The sequence below is a fragment of the Roseomonas sp. KE2513 genome (assembly GCF_016107305.1).
Classification (GTDB): Bacteria; Pseudomonadota; Alphaproteobacteria; order Acetobacterales; family Acetobacteraceae; genus Roseomonas.
Window position 1 is genome coordinate 1 of sequence record NZ_RCVR01000002.1, and the last position, 16,457, is coordinate 16,457.

Annotated in this window: 14 protein-coding genes; 2 read left to right on the forward strand and 12 right to left on the reverse strand. The window is 69.7% G+C overall.

Features of this window, described 5'->3' with window-relative positions; translation table 11 throughout:
* Window positions 1-451: 451 nt before the first annotated feature.
* Complete coding sequence (locus tag D9599_RS02220) at window positions 452-667, reverse strand: hypothetical protein (RefSeq protein ID WP_232480063.1); 216 nt, start codon at window positions 665-667, stop codon at window positions 452-454.
* A gap of 1,026 nt (window positions 668-1,693) precedes the next feature.
* On the opposite strand from D9599_RS02220, the gene D9599_RS02225 reads away from it, so the two are divergent.
* The gene (locus tag D9599_RS02225; protein ID WP_198379601.1) at window positions 1,694-2,566 is read left to right on the forward strand and encodes an alpha/beta fold hydrolase; all 873 of its coding nucleotides are present in this window, start codon (window positions 1,694-1,696) and stop codon (window positions 2,564-2,566) included.
* A 1-nt stretch (window position 2,567) separates the two neighbouring features.
* Entirely contained in the window at window positions 2,568-4,148 is a 1,581-nt protein-coding gene (locus D9599_RS02230) for an alpha/beta hydrolase (protein ID WP_232480064.1), read from the forward strand.
* Window positions 4,149-4,272: 124 nt separating this feature from the next.
* Here D9599_RS02230 and D9599_RS02235 read toward each other — a convergent pair whose 3' ends face one another.
* Genes D9599_RS02235 through D9599_RS02285 form a run of 11 tightly spaced genes read right to left on the reverse strand, consistent with a single transcriptional unit; the run spans window position 4,273 to window position 16,457 of the window.
* Complete coding sequence (locus D9599_RS02235) at window positions 4,273-5,571, reverse strand: MmgE/PrpD family protein (RefSeq protein WP_198379602.1); 1,299 nt, start codon at window positions 5,569-5,571, stop codon at window positions 4,273-4,275.
* Between the two features lie 14 nt (window positions 5,572-5,585).
* Complete coding sequence (locus D9599_RS02240; RefSeq protein WP_198379603.1) at window positions 5,586-6,560, reverse strand: tripartite tricarboxylate transporter substrate binding protein; 975 nt, start codon at window positions 6,558-6,560, stop codon at window positions 5,586-5,588.
* Window positions 6,561-6,612: 52 nt separating this feature from the next.
* Window positions 6,613-8,004, reverse strand: a complete 1,392-nt coding sequence (locus D9599_RS02245; protein ID WP_198379604.1) for an FAD-dependent oxidoreductase — start codon at window positions 8,002-8,004, stop codon at window positions 6,613-6,615.
* Window positions 8,001-8,612 carry a cysteine hydrolase gene (locus tag D9599_RS02250; protein WP_198379605.1) on the reverse strand — a complete coding sequence of 204 codons (612 nt, stop codon included), beginning with the start codon at window positions 8,610-8,612 and terminating at the stop codon, window positions 8,001-8,003. The genes D9599_RS02245 and D9599_RS02250 overlap by 4 nt, the downstream gene beginning before the upstream one ends.
* A complete protein-coding gene (locus D9599_RS02255) occupies window positions 8,609-10,669 on the reverse strand; it encodes a hydantoinase/oxoprolinase family protein (RefSeq protein ID WP_198379606.1) in 2,061 nt (686 codons plus the stop codon). Before D9599_RS02255 ends, D9599_RS02250 begins: the two co-directional genes overlap by 4 nt.
* On the reverse strand, window positions 10,666-12,309 hold the full coding sequence (locus D9599_RS02260) for a hydantoinase B/oxoprolinase family protein (RefSeq protein WP_198379607.1): 1,644 nt from the start codon (window positions 12,307-12,309) through the stop codon (window positions 10,666-10,668). Before D9599_RS02260 ends, D9599_RS02255 begins: the two co-directional genes overlap by 4 nt.
* The gene (locus tag D9599_RS02265) at window positions 12,306-13,178 is read right to left on the reverse strand and encodes an oxaloacetate decarboxylase (protein ID WP_198379608.1); all 873 of its coding nucleotides are present in this window, start codon (window positions 13,176-13,178) and stop codon (window positions 12,306-12,308) included. Before D9599_RS02265 ends, D9599_RS02260 begins: the two co-directional genes overlap by 4 nt.
* Before the next feature lie 7 nt (window positions 13,179-13,185).
* Window positions 13,186-13,887 carry an ABC transporter ATP-binding protein gene (locus tag D9599_RS02270; RefSeq protein ID WP_198379609.1) on the reverse strand — a complete coding sequence of 234 codons (702 nt, stop codon included), beginning with the start codon at window positions 13,885-13,887 and terminating at the stop codon, window positions 13,186-13,188.
* Window positions 13,880-14,629: an ABC transporter ATP-binding protein gene (locus D9599_RS02275; protein WP_198379610.1), complete on the reverse strand. Its 750-nt coding sequence runs from the start codon at window positions 14,627-14,629 to the stop codon at window positions 13,880-13,882. Before D9599_RS02275 ends, D9599_RS02270 begins: the two co-directional genes overlap by 8 nt.
* On the reverse strand, window positions 14,626-15,591 hold the full coding sequence (locus D9599_RS02280; protein ID WP_198379611.1) for a branched-chain amino acid ABC transporter permease: 966 nt from the start codon (window positions 15,589-15,591) through the stop codon (window positions 14,626-14,628). The genes D9599_RS02275 and D9599_RS02280 overlap by 4 nt, the downstream gene beginning before the upstream one ends.
* On the reverse strand, window positions 15,588-16,457 hold the full coding sequence (locus D9599_RS02285) for a branched-chain amino acid ABC transporter permease (RefSeq protein ID WP_198379612.1): 870 nt from the start codon (window positions 16,455-16,457) through the stop codon (window positions 15,588-15,590). Before D9599_RS02285 ends, D9599_RS02280 begins: the two co-directional genes overlap by 4 nt.

A 16,457-nucleotide genomic window follows, 5' to 3' on the forward strand; every position in this document is an offset into this window, starting at 1 on the left:
AGTTCTGTTCTACGCATCATCACCTGACACGTGTTCTCGGCGTCCATGGCGACTTGCAAAAGCAAGCCAGGCTCCAGCGGAGGTGGCAATGAACAAGGTCTGATACCGACTGCTCGATCGTGCAGTTCTACGCAAAGTTTTCGGAAGCACGGCTTGACGCCGTCAACACGTACCGCTTCCACATACCTTATCAGGCTCGCGCGACTCGACGACTATTTAGCCCGCACGTGAGACAAGGTTTGAAGAGATTGTTACCTATGACGGAGGCCAAGTCCGTAAATCCAGCGCTCGCAGCCGAAATAGAGGGCCTAAACTGTATCTGATCAGGAAGGTTTTTGATACCCACCGTTCAGGCTCCAAATGACCCTAAATGCAATCGTTACAGGGTTAGTGCCCACAAACCGCTGCGCCCGGATCACCACCAAGATTCCTTGTGCGCCTGGCAAATAGGTCAGTAGTTGAGGAGATTCCGCGCGTACTCCAGAAAGGCTTCAATTTCGCAATCTGGCAGAACATCAAGATCAGGCACAAAATCAAACCCCAGCGCTCTTTTAAAAACATAGACGGAAGCTAGGCCCCAGATCATGAGTGCCGAGATCAAGAACAGGGCCACAAGCGTTGAAACGATACCAGGCGCGCGCTCTATAACCCTATCCAGAGCATCCATGAGTATCGTCATTTAGCGTGACTCGCGGGTGTTTCACTTTCAACTTCTTAAGGCGAAGTCGTGAAGAATTAGTTAAACGCAGAAGGATGAGCCGTATCACCCGAGACTCGGGCATGAGGCGAAACGCGCTGTCGACCATCAATTTTAGCTCTCAATGCCCCGGCAAAACCGTGGACGCGGAGCGAGGTGCTACCGTGATCTCTCCTGAGCGGTGGACTTGTGCCGATGGAGGCCGTTGATTTAGAGGAGACACGACAATGGGTTTGAAGATGAGGCAGAAGCTAGAGGAGGCCATCATAAAACTCAGGCAAGCGGGAAAACTGATCGCTGGGCGCAAGTCGGAGTCCGAAGCGATCCGCACGCCGGGGGCGAGCGAGGTGACTCTCACTGTTTGCGCACTGAGCATGGCGAGCGCAATCTGGGTCACACAAAGCGGCTAAAGAAACTGAGTGGAAGAACGCAGGTTTTTGCAAGCGTTTGTCGGATCTGACATTCGAGAAGCTTATCCTGAAGGTGGCTGAGTCAAGATGCCGGTGAACTCAGCCCACAAGCGCGATCGCGTCGAGCGTGCAAAGGAGATCCTCCGCGTCTCGGAGCGCCTCGCCTGCCCCGTGCTAAGCCAGCATAGATCGACTCAACAGAGTGAGCCTCAGATGGTCGGTGACGAGGGCAACGCTTACGGCAGAGGTAACCCTGGCAAAGTGACAGGGAAGGTCATACAGGCCAGGAGGTACGTCATGGTTGCCCGCAGCGCTTGCAGCCCGTCTTGCCGCATCCTCTGCGATCATCCCATGATCGTCCCGGACTACTCCCGGCTAGGGACAGGATTACCTCCGGTTCCTCGATGTCACGGCCGGTCATAACTCCTGCCCCGCCAGCGGTGAGTTATCGAGCGAGCCAAGCGGCGTGAAGGCGAACCGGTAGGAAGCATTACCGCCACTGCCAGCCCCGCTTCCGCTTCTGGCTCCCTCGTAGTCAACTCCTCCCACACGGCCAAAGGCCGGAAACCGGAGGAGAGCCAGGGTCATGGCCATTCAGCGACGTCTTCTGCTCGCGGCAGGGAGCGCATGCTTAGCAGCCGGCGCTGCCCATGCAGCCGAGGAACAGCGCTTCGCTTCAGCGGGCGTGCCGATCCGCTTCATCGAGGCCGGTCGCGGCGAGCCGGTGATACTGGTTCACGGCTACACGGTGGATACCGAGGCGCAATGGGTCGAGACCGGCGTCTTCGGCACGCTGGCCGAAGGCTTCCGCGTGATCGGTATGGACGCGCGCGGACACGGCCGCAGCGGCAAGCCGCACGATCCCGCACAATATGGGCCAGAAATGGGGATGGACGTCGTCCGCCTGCTTGATCATCTCGGCCTGCAGAGGGCGCATATCGTGGGCTACTCCATGGGTTCGCATGTCGTGGCCCAGCTCGTCACCCTGCGGCCGGAGCGCTTCGCGACCCTCACACTCGGTGGGGCTTGCGGCCGCCTTGGCTGGACGGCCGAGGACCAGCGGCGCGTCGATGTCGAATCAGCAGAAATGGATCAGGGGCTGCTCACCTCACAGATCATCCGCCTCTGGCCCCGCAACCAGCCGCCGCCGAGCGAGGCCGAGATCCGCGCGCAGTCGGAGCGCGCGCTGGCCGGCAAGGATCCCCGTGCGCTGGCCGCCGTGCGCCGGTCCAACCCGGCGCAGGTGATCGCGGTGGAGGGACTTGCCGCGGCGCCGGTGCCGATGCTCGGCGTGGTCGGCACCGCTGACCCCTATCTGCGCGACTTCGAGAGGCTGAAGGCGGCGCGTCCCGCCCTGCAGCTCGTCACCATCGAGGGCGCGTCGCACGGCACGGCACCGGGGCGGCCTGAATTCGTCCGCGGCGTCGCCGACTTCTTGCGCGCGAACCGGATTGGCTGACATGAGGGCGCTGCACTCCATCATCCCGGCTACGGCGGTTCTGCTAGGCCTAGCGGGCACGGCCCTGGCTCAGGCGCCCTCCGTCAACCCCGGCACCCCCGCGCCGGATTGCAGGGCGCGTGTGAATTTCGACCGCAATGCCGACCTGCCGGGCTACTTGGCGCAGGAGGGCGGCCAGGCGGTCTGCCTCCCCTTCGTGCCGACGGCGCAGCTCGCCCCGCTTGGCTTCAGCGGCGACTACTACGTGCAGGAGTTCACGGACGCGCGAATAAGGGCGCGCTGGACGGAATGCCGGGCCAACCCGGCCTGCGCCGACCCCGCCCGCGCCGGCGCCGTGACTTTCACTGCAGCCGAGCGGCGCCGCACAGGTACGGTCGATCCGCAGGGCCGGGTGGACCCGCAGGGCGAGGTGGACCTCCACGCCATCCGCCGCCCGGGCTTCTTCGCCCGCTTCGGGGAGCCGATCGCCGCCTCCGAGCCGCACGCCTGGACCGTCGAGTTCACAGTGCCGCGCGACAGCTACGAGCGGCGCCATCTGAACCTCGACGCGCCGATCCGGCTCCGCGGATGGTATCTCGAAGGCAGCGGCATCGAGGATGGCGCGGGTGGGCGGCGCCGTGCGCTGGTCATCCTCAACAACGGCGGCGGCGGCGAGATCACCGGCATCGACGCCCCCGCGGCGACCGGCGTCGTGCGGACAGAGGCGGGCAATTTCGTCGCGGCGGCCGAGGCTGGCGCCTCGGAGCAGCCGGGAATCCGGCACTGGCGTGGCTTCGCGGCCGCGCTGAACGCGGCCGGGCTGGACGTGCTCGTCACCGATCGCCGCGGCAACGGCATCTCCGGCGGCGTGAGCGGCTACAACACGGCCGAGCAGGCGCGCGACATGTTCCGCATGCTCGACGCACTCGAGACCGGGAAGGACCTCCGCCTCCTCTCGCCGGGCGGGGAGTTGCTGTCGGGCGAGGCCGCGCGGGGGCGCCTCCTCGCGGGGCAGCGCGCAACGGAGATCCCGGTGGTGCTCGGCGGCTACTCCCGCGGCTCCTACGCAACGGCCTGGGCGATGCAGCAGAACTTCGTGGCGGACTGCGACAGGGACCTGCCGGACGGCGCCTGTCGCCCGCCGCTCGGCCGCACGAACATCCGCGGGGCCATCCTCTACGGTCCTAATTCGGGCGGCCTCGGCTGGCGTGTCGCGGGGCACGACCTGGTCGAGGCGGCGCTTCGCGTGGAGCGGAACACGACCTACTACCCCGACGGGGACGTGCTCGCCGGTGTGGAGCGGTGGCCGGCGCTGTTGATCGTCAAGGGAACCTGGGATTACGTCGAGGGATTGGAGGGGTCGCTCTCCGTCCTTCGCCGGGCACGAGGCCTGCGGGACATCTTTGTTTTCCGGGGGCCGCATCCGCTGCAAACGCAGCACGAGGAGAACATGCGCCTCGCTGGCCTCCGCATGGCCGCCTTTGCTCGCGCCGCCGTGCTCGGCCAGGGGAGAGTGGAAGGGGCGCATGAACCCGCCGACCTGCGTGCGCTCGTGCTCTCCAGCCCACCCTATTGGGAAGCCACCACCGCGCCCACGAGGTAAACCGACGAACATCCAGCGGGTGGCCCGATCTGCTAAAGCGTCATGCGCCCTCTTCAGGGCGATCGGGACCGGGCCCCCCGGCGGGCCTCCTAGCCCAGTCGCCGGGCGTGTCAGGCCCGGACAGTCACCCGGAAGGCACGCCGAAGATGATGCGGCCAGGGGAGCTGTCCGGTGGCCCGAGTATGGCCGCCACGGCGTGCTCCACAGCCACTTCCGAAAGGACGCTGCCGGCGTAGCGACGGAACTTCGCCAACGCTTCCTCCTCACCCATTGGCCGATCGGGGTCGCCGGTCACACCGGTGACGCCCGCCTCCGTCGGCGTACCGTCCGACAGAACGAGCGCTAGGCGGGCCCCTCGCCGCCCTGCAGGCAGGCCGGGATCCTCCGCCAGTTCCACCATGGCCTCGATCGCCCGTATGCAGGGGTCCGTGAGGGCTTCCTCGGTATAGGAAGCGGGGCCGAGGTCGCCCTGCAGGAGAGCCGCCGCCACCGCCCATGAAAGGCTGAACTGAGCGGAGATCGGCACGGCCGGCGCGCGGTTGCCGGCGTATTGCAGCGCCTCCGCATAGGTTTCCAGCCGGACTGCCCGCGGCAGCGCGCCGCCCAGGGCTGGGCGCAGCTTCAGGGCGGCAGCGGCGGCATAATGGGCGTGCCGCACACCGGCGAAGGGCTTGAGATAGGCCTCCTCCAGCAGCCAGCGGCCGGCGGGTTCCACCGCGGGCGGCTCCTCCAGGCCGAGGGCGAGGCGGCGGGCCACCAGCATGCCGTCCCCCGGCGCGTCCATCCCCGCCAGGGCCGAGGCGGCGGCCAGGCCGCCCAGCAGCACGGCATGCGCGGCGTAGCTGTTGCGGCCGTCCATCCCGGCGGCAATCGGCGCGTAGAGGCTGAAAGGAAGCTGGCAGGCGGCGACCCGAATGGCACGCGCGGTGGCAGCCCTGTCGCCGCCGCTGAGCCGGACCGCAGCCGCCGCGGCGCCGAGGCTATGCCAGGAGCCGTCCACATGCATCCCTGGCCGGATGCGCCATGCCTCCCCGGCCCGCGCGGCCACCTCGTAGCCGAGGGCGTAGGCCGAGAGGGCGTCGCCGAGCCGGGCGCCCGTCGCGAGGGCGACAAGGGCGAGGGGCGCGACCGGCAGGCCGGGCCGCCCGTGGGCGCGCGCCAGCCCCTCGTTCGCCTCGTCCCAGAGAAGGGCGGCGGCCAGCACTGCGGCGGCGCCGGCCGGGCCGAGCGGCGGGCAGCCCGGCAAGGACAGCGTTCCCGGATGCAGTGGGGCGAGAGCCGCCGCAAGCGCGCGCGGCCGGGCGTGGGAGAGCCCCGCCAGCGCGCAGCCGAGACTGTCGATCAGCAGAAACCGGGCCGCGCGCGCCTGCTTCGAGCCGGGAGGCGGCCCGTCCCAGGCCCAGTCCACCACGGCGTCAAGCATCCTCGTCGGCTCCCTCAGTCGGCCCTGACACCCGTGCGGCGAACCACCTCCCGCCAGACCTCCCGTTCTCGCGCGATGCGGCTGGTCAGGGCGGTGCGGTCCCCTGGCAGCGGGTCGGCCTGCCGCTCCGATAGAATCCTCCCCCAGGCTGCTTCCGTCAGCACTGCCTGCATCGCCGCTTCCAGTGCCGCGAGGATGTCCGGCGGCGTCGCGGCGGCGGCGAAGACGCCGTACCAGGGTGTGGCGTCGAAACCCGGTACGGTCTCGGCTACGGACGGCACTTCTGGCAGCAACGGGCTGCGCGCGGCGGAAGAGACGGCGAGCGCGCGCAGGGCCCCGGCCCGCACCTGCGGCAGGGAGGTGCCGAGCGCGTCGAAGGCGATGTCGAGGTTGCCTGCCACGAGGTCGGTCAGCATCGGCGCGCTGCCCCGATAGGGCACATGCGTCATCTCTGCCCCCGTCAGGCTCCGCAGCAATTCCATGGAGAGATGGGTGAAGGAGCCGGCGCCGTTGGAGCCGTAGGAGAGGCCGCCGCTGCGTCCCTTGGCGGCGGCAAGCGCCTCTGTCAGGGAAACGAAGCCTCCGGCGCGGGCCACCAGAAGGTTCGGCTGCTGTGCCAGCATCCCGAGCGGTACGAAGTCGGTGTCCGGATCGTAGCTGAGCCGGGCGTAGAGGGCCTTGTTGATCGCCAGGATGCCCTGCGTGCCCACAAGAAGCGCGTGCCCGTCCGGCGCCGACCGCGCCACCGCCTCGGCCGCCAGGTTGCCGCCGGCGCCGCCACGGTTCTCGACCACCACGGTCTGTCCCAGGCGCGGCGTCAGCGCCTCGGCGGCCTGGCGCGCCAGGATGTCGGTCAGGCCGCCCGGCGCGAAGGGAACCACGAGGCGCACGGGCCGGCTGGGCTTCCAAGCTGTCGGCTGCGCCCGCGATTCGCGAGTCAGGAGGGGGAGTGCCGCCACCCCGGACAGGACGCCTCGCCGCGTGGTCATCAACGCCTCCATGCCTGGCCCGGCACCACCGCCGCGCGCGGCGGGCCGCCCGTCACCGTACCGCCTCGCCCGCCGCCGTCCCGGCGATGCGGCCGAGCGCCACCGCCGTCAGCAGGCCGTTCCCGGAGAGATAGCCCGAGGCCTTGGACCCCGAGACGCCGCAGGCCGCGCCGCCTGCCGCGAAGAGATTGGGCAGGGCCCCGCCATCCCGGCGCAGGACACGCGCCGCGTTGTCCACGACCAGCCCACCTTGGGTGTGGAACAGCGCGCCCGTGACGCGGACGGCGCGGTAGGGCGGCTCAAGCTGGGGAACGCCCGCGAAGTTCCGGCCGAAGCCGTCCGTGGCACCAGCTTCCTTCAGCCGGCGCAGCTCTGACAGCGTCTCCGCCAGGGCGCTTTCCGGCAGGCCAGTGGCGGCGGCCAGCTCTGGCACCGTCTCGGCGGCCAGCACCGCGCCCGCCGCCTCGGCCTGGCGGAAATCCTCGAATTGGCGGGCGATGCCCGCGATGCGCGCGTTGAACACCGTCCAGGCGATGCCGTCCGGTTGCTCCAGCACCTTCGCGGCCTGCTCGGAATAGCCGTGGCTCTCGTCGGAGAAGCGCTGGCCCTGGCGGTTCACCTGCACGCCGCCCTCGGTGATCGTGGCCCAGGTGATGAGGATGCCGGCAGGATGGGCGACCGATCCATGGCCCTGATGGCCGGAGAGATGACGCGTGGCGGCACCCAGCGCCTCGCCCCAGAAGATGGCCTCACCCTGGTTGCCGGGATGGCCGAAATAGGTGGCATCTGCCAGCGCCGGCACGTGCTGCCGGACGAGCGCCTTGTTGCCGCCATAGCCGTTGCAGGCCAGCACCAGCGCGCCGCAGCCCAGCGCGTCCTCCGTGCCGTCCGGACGGCGGAGGGTCAGGCCGGTGATGCGGCCATCGGGCGCTGCGTGCAGCGCGGTCACCTGGGCGTCGCAGAGAATATCGATCCCGGCCGCCTCCGCCGCCTCGCGCAGCCGGTCCACCAGTTCCTCGCCGGAGCGGCTGGGCAGGCCGTGCATGCGGTTCGCGGAATGGCCAGGGTAGCGAAAATCGGTGATGACGGAGAAATTCAGGCCGTGCGCGTCGGCCAGCCATTCCAGCGCGGACGCCACCGCGTCGGTGACGGTTTTCACCGCCGCCGGGTCCGGCTCGCCCCCTGCCTTGGCCGAGATATCGGCGGCGAAGCGCGACGGGTCGTCATCGATCCCCGCCGCGCGCTGCCAGCGGGTGCCGGCCGCCGGCACCAGCCCGGCCGAGAGGGCGGTGGAGCCGCGCGGCACCGGGTCGCGCTCGAGCACCAGCACCTCGGCGCCCGCCTCCCGTGCCGCCAGGGCCGCGCAGAGGCCCGCGGCGCCGGCGCCGACCACCGCCACGGGGATGGCGACCTCGTAGACCTCGCGCGCCGGAAGGATCGTCACACGCCAAGCTCCGCCATCACCTCGGCGACCGTTGCCACCCGCGCGACGGGCAGCAGCGCCGCGATGGCCGTCTCGTGCGCCGCACGGCCAAAGGTGGCGCAACCATCGGAGAGGACGGTGACGTCAATGTCCCGCACATGCGCGTCCCGGACGGTGGTGGAGACGCCGCCGTTGGTGGTAATGCCGCCGACCACCAGCCGCTCGATCCCACACTTCCGCAGCATCCACTCCAGCCGGGTCATGTAGAAGGCCGAATAGGCCACCTTCTCGATCGGGATGTCGCTCGGGCCCAGTTCCTCCACCAATTGCTGCCCCCAGCTTCCCGGCGCGAAGTCTCCTTGGCGCAGGAAGGGGCGCAGCATCTTCAGGTGGGGCGCGATGATCGGCTCCCCTCCCCTTCCCGGCCAAAGGGTGAAGTGGGTGGAGGCGATCCAGCCGCCAGCGTGCCGCATCGCATTTGCCAGCGGGGCCAATCGCGCCGGGAGGGCCGTGATATCGGGATCGCCCTGTCCACCGCGAGCATAGGCGCCATCGGGGTGGATGAAGTCGTTCTGCAGGTCGAAGAGCAGCAGGGCCGTGTTCGTGGCGGGGATGGGTGCGTGGCTCATGCCGCAGCCTCGACAATGACGTTGCCCAGGCGGTCCACCCGCGCGGTCAGGCCAGGGTCCACCACGGTGGTGGCGTCGGGCTGCTCCAGGATCGCGGGGCCGGGGATCACGGCACCTGCCGGCAGGTCGAGCCGCGAGAGGATCGCCGTCTCGTGCCAGGCGCCGCCGAACCAGACCGGCCGCGTGCCGCGCCGCGCGCCCTCGACTGTCGCGTCGGGCTCCGGCGCAAGGCTGGCGAGGTCGAAATGCGGGCGCCGCCCGACCGCCGCCGTGCGGAGATTGACGATGCGCGCGGGCACACCGTGCAGCAGGCGGCTGAAGCTCGCCTGATAGGCCGCCTCGAAGGCCGTGCGGATCACCGCCTCGCTCACCCCTGCCGTTCCGCCCGCGACCTCCAGCGGCAACGGCACGGAGACCGTGTGCGTCTGGCCGGCATAGTGCATGTCCAGCTCGAAGAGCGTGTCGATGCGCTCGACCGGCAGCCCCGCTTCCGCCACCACCTGCCGGACCGCCTCCGCCTCGGTCACCATCAGCGCGTCCAGTGACGAGGCGTCGATACCTTCGAGCGAGAGGTTCACCGTCCGCACCTGATCGTGGCGGATGTCGGCGATGACGCAGCCCAGCGCCGAGTTGATGCCGGGGAAGCGCGGCACCAGCGCGGCCTTCAGCCCGACCTCTCGGATCAGCGCGCCCGCGTGCAGGGCGCCGCCGCCACCGAAGGGCACGGCCGCGAAGCGTGCGGGATCGTGCCCGCGCTCGATGGAGACGAGGCGGATCGCCTTCGCCATGTGGCCGTTCGCCACGCGCAGGATCGCCTCCGCCGCCGCCATGGCGTCGAGCCCCAGCGGTGCGCCTACATGCTCGAGGATCGCGGCCTTGGCGGCCTCCACGTCGAGCCGCTTGAGCCCGCCGCCGATCGGCCGCTCCGCGTTGATGCGGCCGAGCACGACATTGGCGTCGGTGAGCGTCGGCCGCGTGTTACCCCCGGCATAGCAGACCGGTCCGGGGCGTGAGCCCGCGCTTTCCGGCCCCACCTGCAGCAGCCCACCCACATCCACCCGCGCGATGGAGCCGCCGCCGGCGCCGATCGTGGTGATCTCAATCATCGGCGTGCGAATGACGAGGCCGAAGTCGATCGTCGTCTGCGCCGCCAGCGCGGTCTCCCCGCCAACGACAAGCGAGACGTCGAAAGAGGTGCCACCGAGGTCGCCTGTGACCACGTCGGGGTATCCTGCCGCGCGCGCGATGGCCGCCGCCGCGATCACGCCCGCTGCCGGCCCGGAGAGCGCCGTCCGCACCGGCAGCTTGCGCGCCGATTCCGTGGACATGACCCCGCCGTTGGACTGCACGATGTGAAAGCGACCGGCGAAGCCGTCCCCCTTCAGCGCCGCGTCCAGCTTGCCGAGATAGGAGCCGACCACGGGTTGAAGATAGGCGTTCAGCGCGGTGGTGGAGGTGCGCTCGAACTCGCGGATTTCGGGCAGAATGGCGGAGGAGCAGGCGATCGCGTCGCTTTCCCATACCTCCTCCGCCGCCGCCAGCGCGGCGCGCTCGTTCGCCGGGTTGGCGTAGGCGTTGATGAAGATGATGGCGAGCGCCTGAGCGCCCATGTCCCGCAGGCGTCGCGCAGCGTCGCGCACGGCATCAAGGTCCACGGGCTGGCGCAGCGTGCCGTCCGCCAGCGTCCGCTCCGGCACTTCCAATCGAAAGTTGCGGTCCACCACCGGCACGAAGTCGCCCCAGAGGCCCCAGGTGCGCAGACGGTCGCGCCGGCGCATCTCCAACACGTCGCGGAAGCCCGCCGTGGTGATGAGGCCGACTTTCGCACCCTTGCGCTCAAGCAGCGCGTTGGTCCCGACAGTGGTGCCGTGCACCACGGAAGCGAGCTCGGCCACCGCCCCGAACTGGCGCAGGCCGTTCAGGAAGCCCACGGCCTCGTCGCCGCGGTTCGAGGGCACCTTGGCCGTGCGAAAGCTGCGCGCGGCCTCGTCGTAGAGGAAGAGGTCGGTGAAGGTGCCGCCCACATCGACGCCGACGACCTTGGCAGGGGCGCTCACTTCACGGCACTCACATACCCCAGCTTTATGTCACGCGCGGTCGCGGCCGGGTCGCGCGACGCCGGGTCACCCCAGCCGCCGCCGCCCGGCGTCTCCAGCCGCACGCGCTGCCCTGCGGCCAAGCGGACATCCGTCACCTTGGAAACCATGGGCGGGTTCCGCGGCCCCTCCGGCGTGTCGTAGGTGAAGCGGTTCGGCGCGGCCGCCCCGCCACCGCCCACGCCGAAGGGCGCGACCTTGCCGCGCTCCCCCAACAGCGAGACGGAGGCCGGCACCAGCGCCTCGACTTCGTAGACTGCGCCAAGCCCGCCACGATGCGTGCCGGCGCCAGCTGAATCCGGCCGCAGCGCCCATTGCGTGAACATCACGGGATAGGCGGCTTCCAGGATCTCCACAGGCGGGATGGTGGCGGTGGAGATGGGGTTGTTCGCGTGGTTCAGCCCGTCGCTCTCGGGATTGCCGCCGAGGCCGCCACCGAAGAAGGAGAACATGACAAAGCGCGAGCCGTCCGCCCGGTGTCCGGCGATCGAGAGGGCGTTGATCGTGCCGAAGGGTGCGGCCGTGGCGCGGGCGGGGTCGGCCTTGGCCAGCGTGCCGAAGATGACCCCGATCAGGCGCAGCACCGTCTCCGTGTAGCCCGCCACGGGATGCGGCGCGCCGGCACCGAGGAGGGTAGTGTCGGGCACCACGAAACGGATCGGCCGCAGGCAGCCCGCATTCGCCGGCACCTCGGTGAAGACATGCTTCAGCGCCACGTAGCAGCCCGCGATGGTCGTCGCTCGGCTGATGCTCACCGGCCCCTGCGCGGGCGGGGAGGAACGGGAGAAGTCGAGCACCATCTCCTCCCCCGCAATGGTGAGGTCGAGCGCGATGGTCAGCACCTCGTCCGTGATGCCGTCGTTGTCGAGCACGTCCTCAAAGGTGTAGGTGCCGTCGGGGAGGCCGGCAATGGCAGCGCGCATCAGTGCCTCCGCCCGCGCGGAGAAGGCGGCGAAGGCGCCCTGCACAAGCTCCTCCCCGTGCTCGTCCACCAGCGCGTTGAGGCGCCGCTCGCCGAGGTCGAGCGCGTTGATCTGGCCGTTCAGGTCGCCCCAGTTCGAGGCGGGAACGCGAGAGTTCGCGGCGAGGATGTCCACGATGTCCGAGTTCAGCACCCCGTCCCGCATCAGGCGCACGGGCGGCAGGCGGAAGCCCTCCTGGAAGCTCTCCGTCGCCTTCGGGTTGTAGCCGCCGGGCACGTTGCCGCCGACATCGAGCCAGTGACCGACGCTCGCGATCCAACAGAAGAGCTGGCCCCTGCGGAAAATCGGCCGCACCAGGCGGAAGTCGTTCAGGTGTGTGCCGCCCTCGTAGGGGTCGTTGAACAGGAAGGTATCGCCGGACCTGAGATCGCCGTCGCGCGCGACCTTGTCGATCACCACCTTCACCGCGAAGGCCATGGCACCGACGAAGATCGGCAGGCCGCTGGTGCCCTGGACCAGCGTCTCGCCGGTCGTCGCGTGATACAGGCCGTGGCAGGCATCCTTCGCCTCCGCGATGATCGGATTGAAGGCCGAGCGGAAGAGGGTCGCATCCATCTCATCCGCGATGCCCTCCAGCCGCCCTTTGAGGATGGCGAGGGTGACGGGATCGGGCGTCATTCGGCGCCCTCCTCGTAGCGATGCCCGAGTTCCAGCATCTCCGGCGTGCCAATGAGCGCGTTCAGGCCGCCGAAGTCAAACATGCGATCCGCGAAGGGCTTGTTGGAGCCGTGCTCCGCCAGCGACCGGTAGTAGTCCTGCGCAGTGCGGGCGATGGCGCGCACGATGCCGCCGGGGAAAATCACCAACCGGAAGCCCATTCGCCCGAGTTCCTCGCCGGTCGAGATCGGCGTGTCCCCGCCCTCCACCATGTTGGCCATCAGGGGCAGGGTATCACCGAGGGCGGCCACGATGCGCTCCATCTGCGCGCGGTCGCGCGGCGCCTCCACGAAAAGCACGTCCGCTCCCGCCTCGGCGTAGCGGGCGGCGCGCTCCAGCGCGGCCTCGAAGCCCTCCACAGCCACCGCGTCGGTGCGGGCGATCACGAGGGTCTCCTCGCTCGCGCGGGCATCCACGGCGGCACGGATCTTTCCCACCATCTCGCCCGTCGTGACGAGCGACTTGCCCTGAAGATGGCCGCAGCGCTTCGGCAGCGTCTGATCCTCGAGTTGCAGCGCGTTCGCACCGGCGCGCTCAAAGAGGCGCAGGGTACGCTGCACGTTCAGCGCGTTGCCGTGGCCGTTGTCAGCATCGACGACGAGCGGAATGCCCACGCGGTCCCGGATCAGCGAGACCGTCTCCGCAACCTCGGTCATGGAAACGAGGCCGATATCCGGGCGTCCCAACCGCGTATAGGCGATGGCGGCGCCGGAGACATAAGCCGCCTCGAACCCCGCCGCCTCGGCCAGGCTCGCGGTCAGCGCGTCGTAGATGCCGGGCGCGGTCACCGGTCGCGCCTTGGCCAGGCGGCGCTTCAGGGATGGGATCATAGCGTCCTCACAGGCCGAGATAGACCCGGCGCAATTGGGGATCGTCGCGCAAGGCGGCGGCGGGGCCGCTCATCGCGAGGATCCCGTTCTCCAGGATGAAGCCACGCGAAGCGATCCCGAGGGACTGCACCACGTTCTGCTCCACCAGCAGGATCGGTAGGCCCGAAGCATTCAGGCGGAGGATGAGCGCGAACATTTCCTCCACCAGCAGGGGCGAGAGGCCGAGGGAGGGTTCGTCGAGGATCAGCAGGCGCGGCTCGGCCATCATGCCGCGGCCGATCGCGAGCATCTGCTGCTCCCCGCCCGAGAGGGTACCCGCCATCTGCCGTGCCCGTTCCCGCAGCCGGGGGAAGGTGTCGAACACACGCTCCAGGTTCACGCGCCGGTTCGCACGTCCGCGGCGGTAGGAGCCGAGCTCCAGGTTCTCCCGCACGCTCATGTTGGGGAAGATGCGCCGCCCTTCCGGCACGTGGATCAGCCCGGCCTCGACGATGGCGTCCGGCCCAGCGCCGTCGAGCCGCCGACCATCGAAGTGGATCTCGCCCGCGCGCGCTGGCAGAACGCCGGAGAGCACCTTGTTGAGCGTCGTCTTGCCCACGCCGTTGGCACCGAGCACCGCCACGATCTCGCCGGTGGCCACCGCCATGTCGAGCCCTCGCAGCACCTCCACCTGGCCGTAGCCCGCGCGAAGTCCCCTGACCTCAAGCATGGGCGGACCCCGCCGCGATGCGCGCCGCCGCTCCGTGGCCGAGATAGGCCTCGATCACCCGCGGATCGGCTGTCACCGCCTGTGGCGGGCCCGCCGCGATCATCCGCCCGCCCGCCAGCACGTGGACGTGGTCGCAGAGGTTCATGACCGCCTGCATCACGTGCTCGATCATCAGGATCGCCACGCCGCGCTCGCGGATGGCGCGGATGACGGGGATGATGTCCCGCACCTCCGAGGGATTGAGCCCGGCCAGCACCTCGTCCAGCAGCAGCAGGCGCGGCTCGGTCGCCAGCGCGCGGGCGAGTTCCAGCCGCTTGCGCCCCGCGACCGTCAGCGCGGCGGCCTGGCCGTCGAGCATCGGCCCCAGCCCCACCTCCTCTGCCACCGCCTCCGCGCTGCGGATCGCCTCCCGCCGAGCGGAGTGGCGAAGATAGGCGCCGACGGCGATGTTCTCCCGCACGGTCAGGCCCGCGAAGGGCTGCACAATTTGGAAAGTGCGGGCCATGCCGCGCAGGGCGCGCCGGTGCGGCGGTTCCGCCGTCACATCTGCCCCCGCGAACTCCACGCGCCCTGCGCTCGGCGCCAGGAAGCCGGAGAGAAGGGCGAAGAGCGTCGTCTTGCCGGCTCCGTTCGGCCCGATCAGGCCGATCAGCCCGCCCTCCGGCACCTCCAGCGAGGCGCCATCCACTGCAAGCAACCCGCCGAACCGGCGGGAAAGGCCCTCGGCCCGCAGAAGGCTCATCGTGCCAAACCCCGCGTCAGGCGCTGCAGGCCGGCCATCATGCCGCGCGGAAGGAAGGCAACGGCGAGGATCAGCAGGGCGCCGAATACCACCAGGTCCACCCCCGGCACCGGGCCCGCCACGCGGCCGAGTGCGAGTTTCGCCAGTTCCCCCACCCCGTGCAGGGCCAGCGCCCCGACCACCGGCCCCAGCACCGTGCCCGTGCCGCCGAGCACGCAGGCGATCAGCACCTCGATCGAGATCCAGGTGCCGTAAGCGATGTTGGCGTCGAGATAGAGAAAGTTCTGCGCGTAGAGGCACCCGGCCGCCGCCGTGACGCCGCCCGAGAGCGCAATGGCGCGGAGCTTCGTCCGCAGCACGTCCACGCCCAGCGCGCGGGCCGCATCCTCGTTTTCCCGCACCGCAACCAGGTGCGCGCCGAAGCGGTGGTGGGCGATCCATGCCGTCAACAGCAGCACCGCTGCGACGGCGCTGGCCAGCAGCCAGAGGAAGGCGGCACGCGATGCGAATTGCAGGTTCTCCACGCCGGGGGAGAGCCGGATCAGCAGCCCCGACGCGCCGCCCGTGAAGTCCGCGGCGTTCGCGAGGATCCGCAGCACCTCCGCGAAGGCGAGGGTCACGAGCGCGAAGTACGAACCGCGCAGCCGCGCCCGGAAGGAGAGCGCGCCGATCACCCAGCCCACGGCAGCCCCGAGCGCGATCCCCACCGCGAGGCCCACCCAGGCATTCACGCCGTAGCGGATCTGCAGGACCGCCGTGGCGTAGGCCCCGGTGCCGAAGAAGGCCGCATGCCCAAAGGAGAGCTGGCCGGCATAGCCGCCGAGCAGGTTCCAGCCCTGCGCCGCCAGTGCGACGATGAGGGAGGAGAGCAGGAAGTTCAGCACGACGTTGGAGGCAACGAGCGGCAGGACCGCGATCACCGCCAGCAGCACCAGCCCGGGCAACACCTCCCGCGGGTTCATGCCCTGGCTCCGAACAAGCCGGTCGGGCGCAGCAGCAGCACCAGGATGAAGATGAGGAAGATGCCGAGCTGCCCCAGGCTCTCGCCCAGCAGCAGCCCGCCGAGGCTTTCCACTAGCCCGACGAAGAGCCCGCCGACCAGCGCGCCGGGGATGGAGCCCATACCCCCCAGCACGACGATGGTAAAGGCCACGAGCACGAAGGCGTTGCCCACGCGCGGGTTCACGTAGAAGGTCGGCAGCAGCAGGCAGGCGGCGACCGCGAGACAGGCGCAGCCCAGGCCGAAGGTCACGGCATAGACGTGCCGTGGATCGATGCCGCAGAGCTGCGCGCCGAGCTTTTCCTTCGCCACGGCGCGGATGGCGCGCCCCGTATCCGTCAGCGCCAGCAGCGCCCAGAGCAGCGCGGCCGTCACGAGCGCCACGCCGAAGCCGATCAGCCGCGGGCGGGAGAGCAGCATGGGCCCGATCTCCACCACGTCGAACCCTGCATCGCCGCCCAGCGTCCGCGTGTCCGAGCGAAACAGCGCGAGCAGCGCGTTCTCGATCACGATCGAGAGCCCGAGCGTGACCAGCAGCGTGTTGCCGTCGTCGCCGTGGCTCGCGGGCCCGATTACCCAGCGCTGCAGCGCGTAGCCGAAGCCGAAGAAGGCCACGGCCAGCGGCAGGATCGCCGTGTATGGGTCCAGCCCGAAGGCGGCGTGCAGCCCCCAGGCCGCGAACATGGCAACCGAGAGCAGCGCCCCGTGCGCGAAGTTCACGATGTGCAGCACGCCATAGACAAGCGTGAGTCCCAGCGCGACGAGCGCGTAGGCTGCGCCGGCGAGGAGGCCGTTGGCAACGGCCTCCGCGATCAGTTCGAGCGGCAC

Bases quoted from the DNA above. Each gene is read 5' to 3' on its own strand.
- D9599_RS02260 (WP_198379607.1), bottom strand. From the start codon at position 12,309: ATGACGCCCGATCCCGTCACCCTCGCCATCCTCAAAGGGCGGCTGGAG.
- D9599_RS02230 (WP_232480064.1), top strand. From the start codon at position 2,568: ATGAGGGCGCTGCACTCCATCATCCCGGCTACGGCGGTTCTGCTAGGC.
- D9599_RS02220 (WP_232480063.1), bottom strand. From the start codon at position 667: ATGGATGCTCTGGATAGGGTTATAGAGCGCGCGCCTGGTATCGTTTCA.
- D9599_RS02265 (WP_198379608.1), bottom strand. From the start codon at position 13,178: ATGATCCCATCCCTGAAGCGCCGCCTGGCCAAGGCGCGACCGGTGACC.
- D9599_RS02275 (WP_198379610.1), bottom strand. From the start codon at position 14,629: ATGAGCCTTCTGCGGGCCGAGGGCCTTTCCCGCCGGTTCGGCGGGTTG.
- D9599_RS02235 (WP_198379602.1), bottom strand. From the start codon at position 5,571: ATGCTTGACGCCGTGGTGGACTGGGCCTGGGACGGGCCGCCTCCCGGC.
- D9599_RS02225 (WP_198379601.1), top strand. From the start codon at position 1,694: ATGGCCATTCAGCGACGTCTTCTGCTCGCGGCAGGGAGCGCATGCTTA.
- D9599_RS02280 (WP_198379611.1), bottom strand. From the start codon at position 15,591: ATGAACCCGCGGGAGGTGTTGCCCGGGCTGGTGCTGCTGGCGGTGATC.
- D9599_RS02250 (WP_198379605.1), bottom strand. From the start codon at position 8,612: ATGAGCCACGCACCCATCCCCGCCACGAACACGGCCCTGCTGCTCTTC.
- D9599_RS02270 (WP_198379609.1), bottom strand. From the start codon at position 13,887: ATGCTTGAGGTCAGGGGACTTCGCGCGGGCTACGGCCAGGTGGAGGTG.
- D9599_RS02240 (WP_198379603.1), bottom strand. From the start codon at position 6,560: ATGACCACGCGGCGAGGCGTCCTGTCCGGGGTGGCGGCACTCCCCCTC.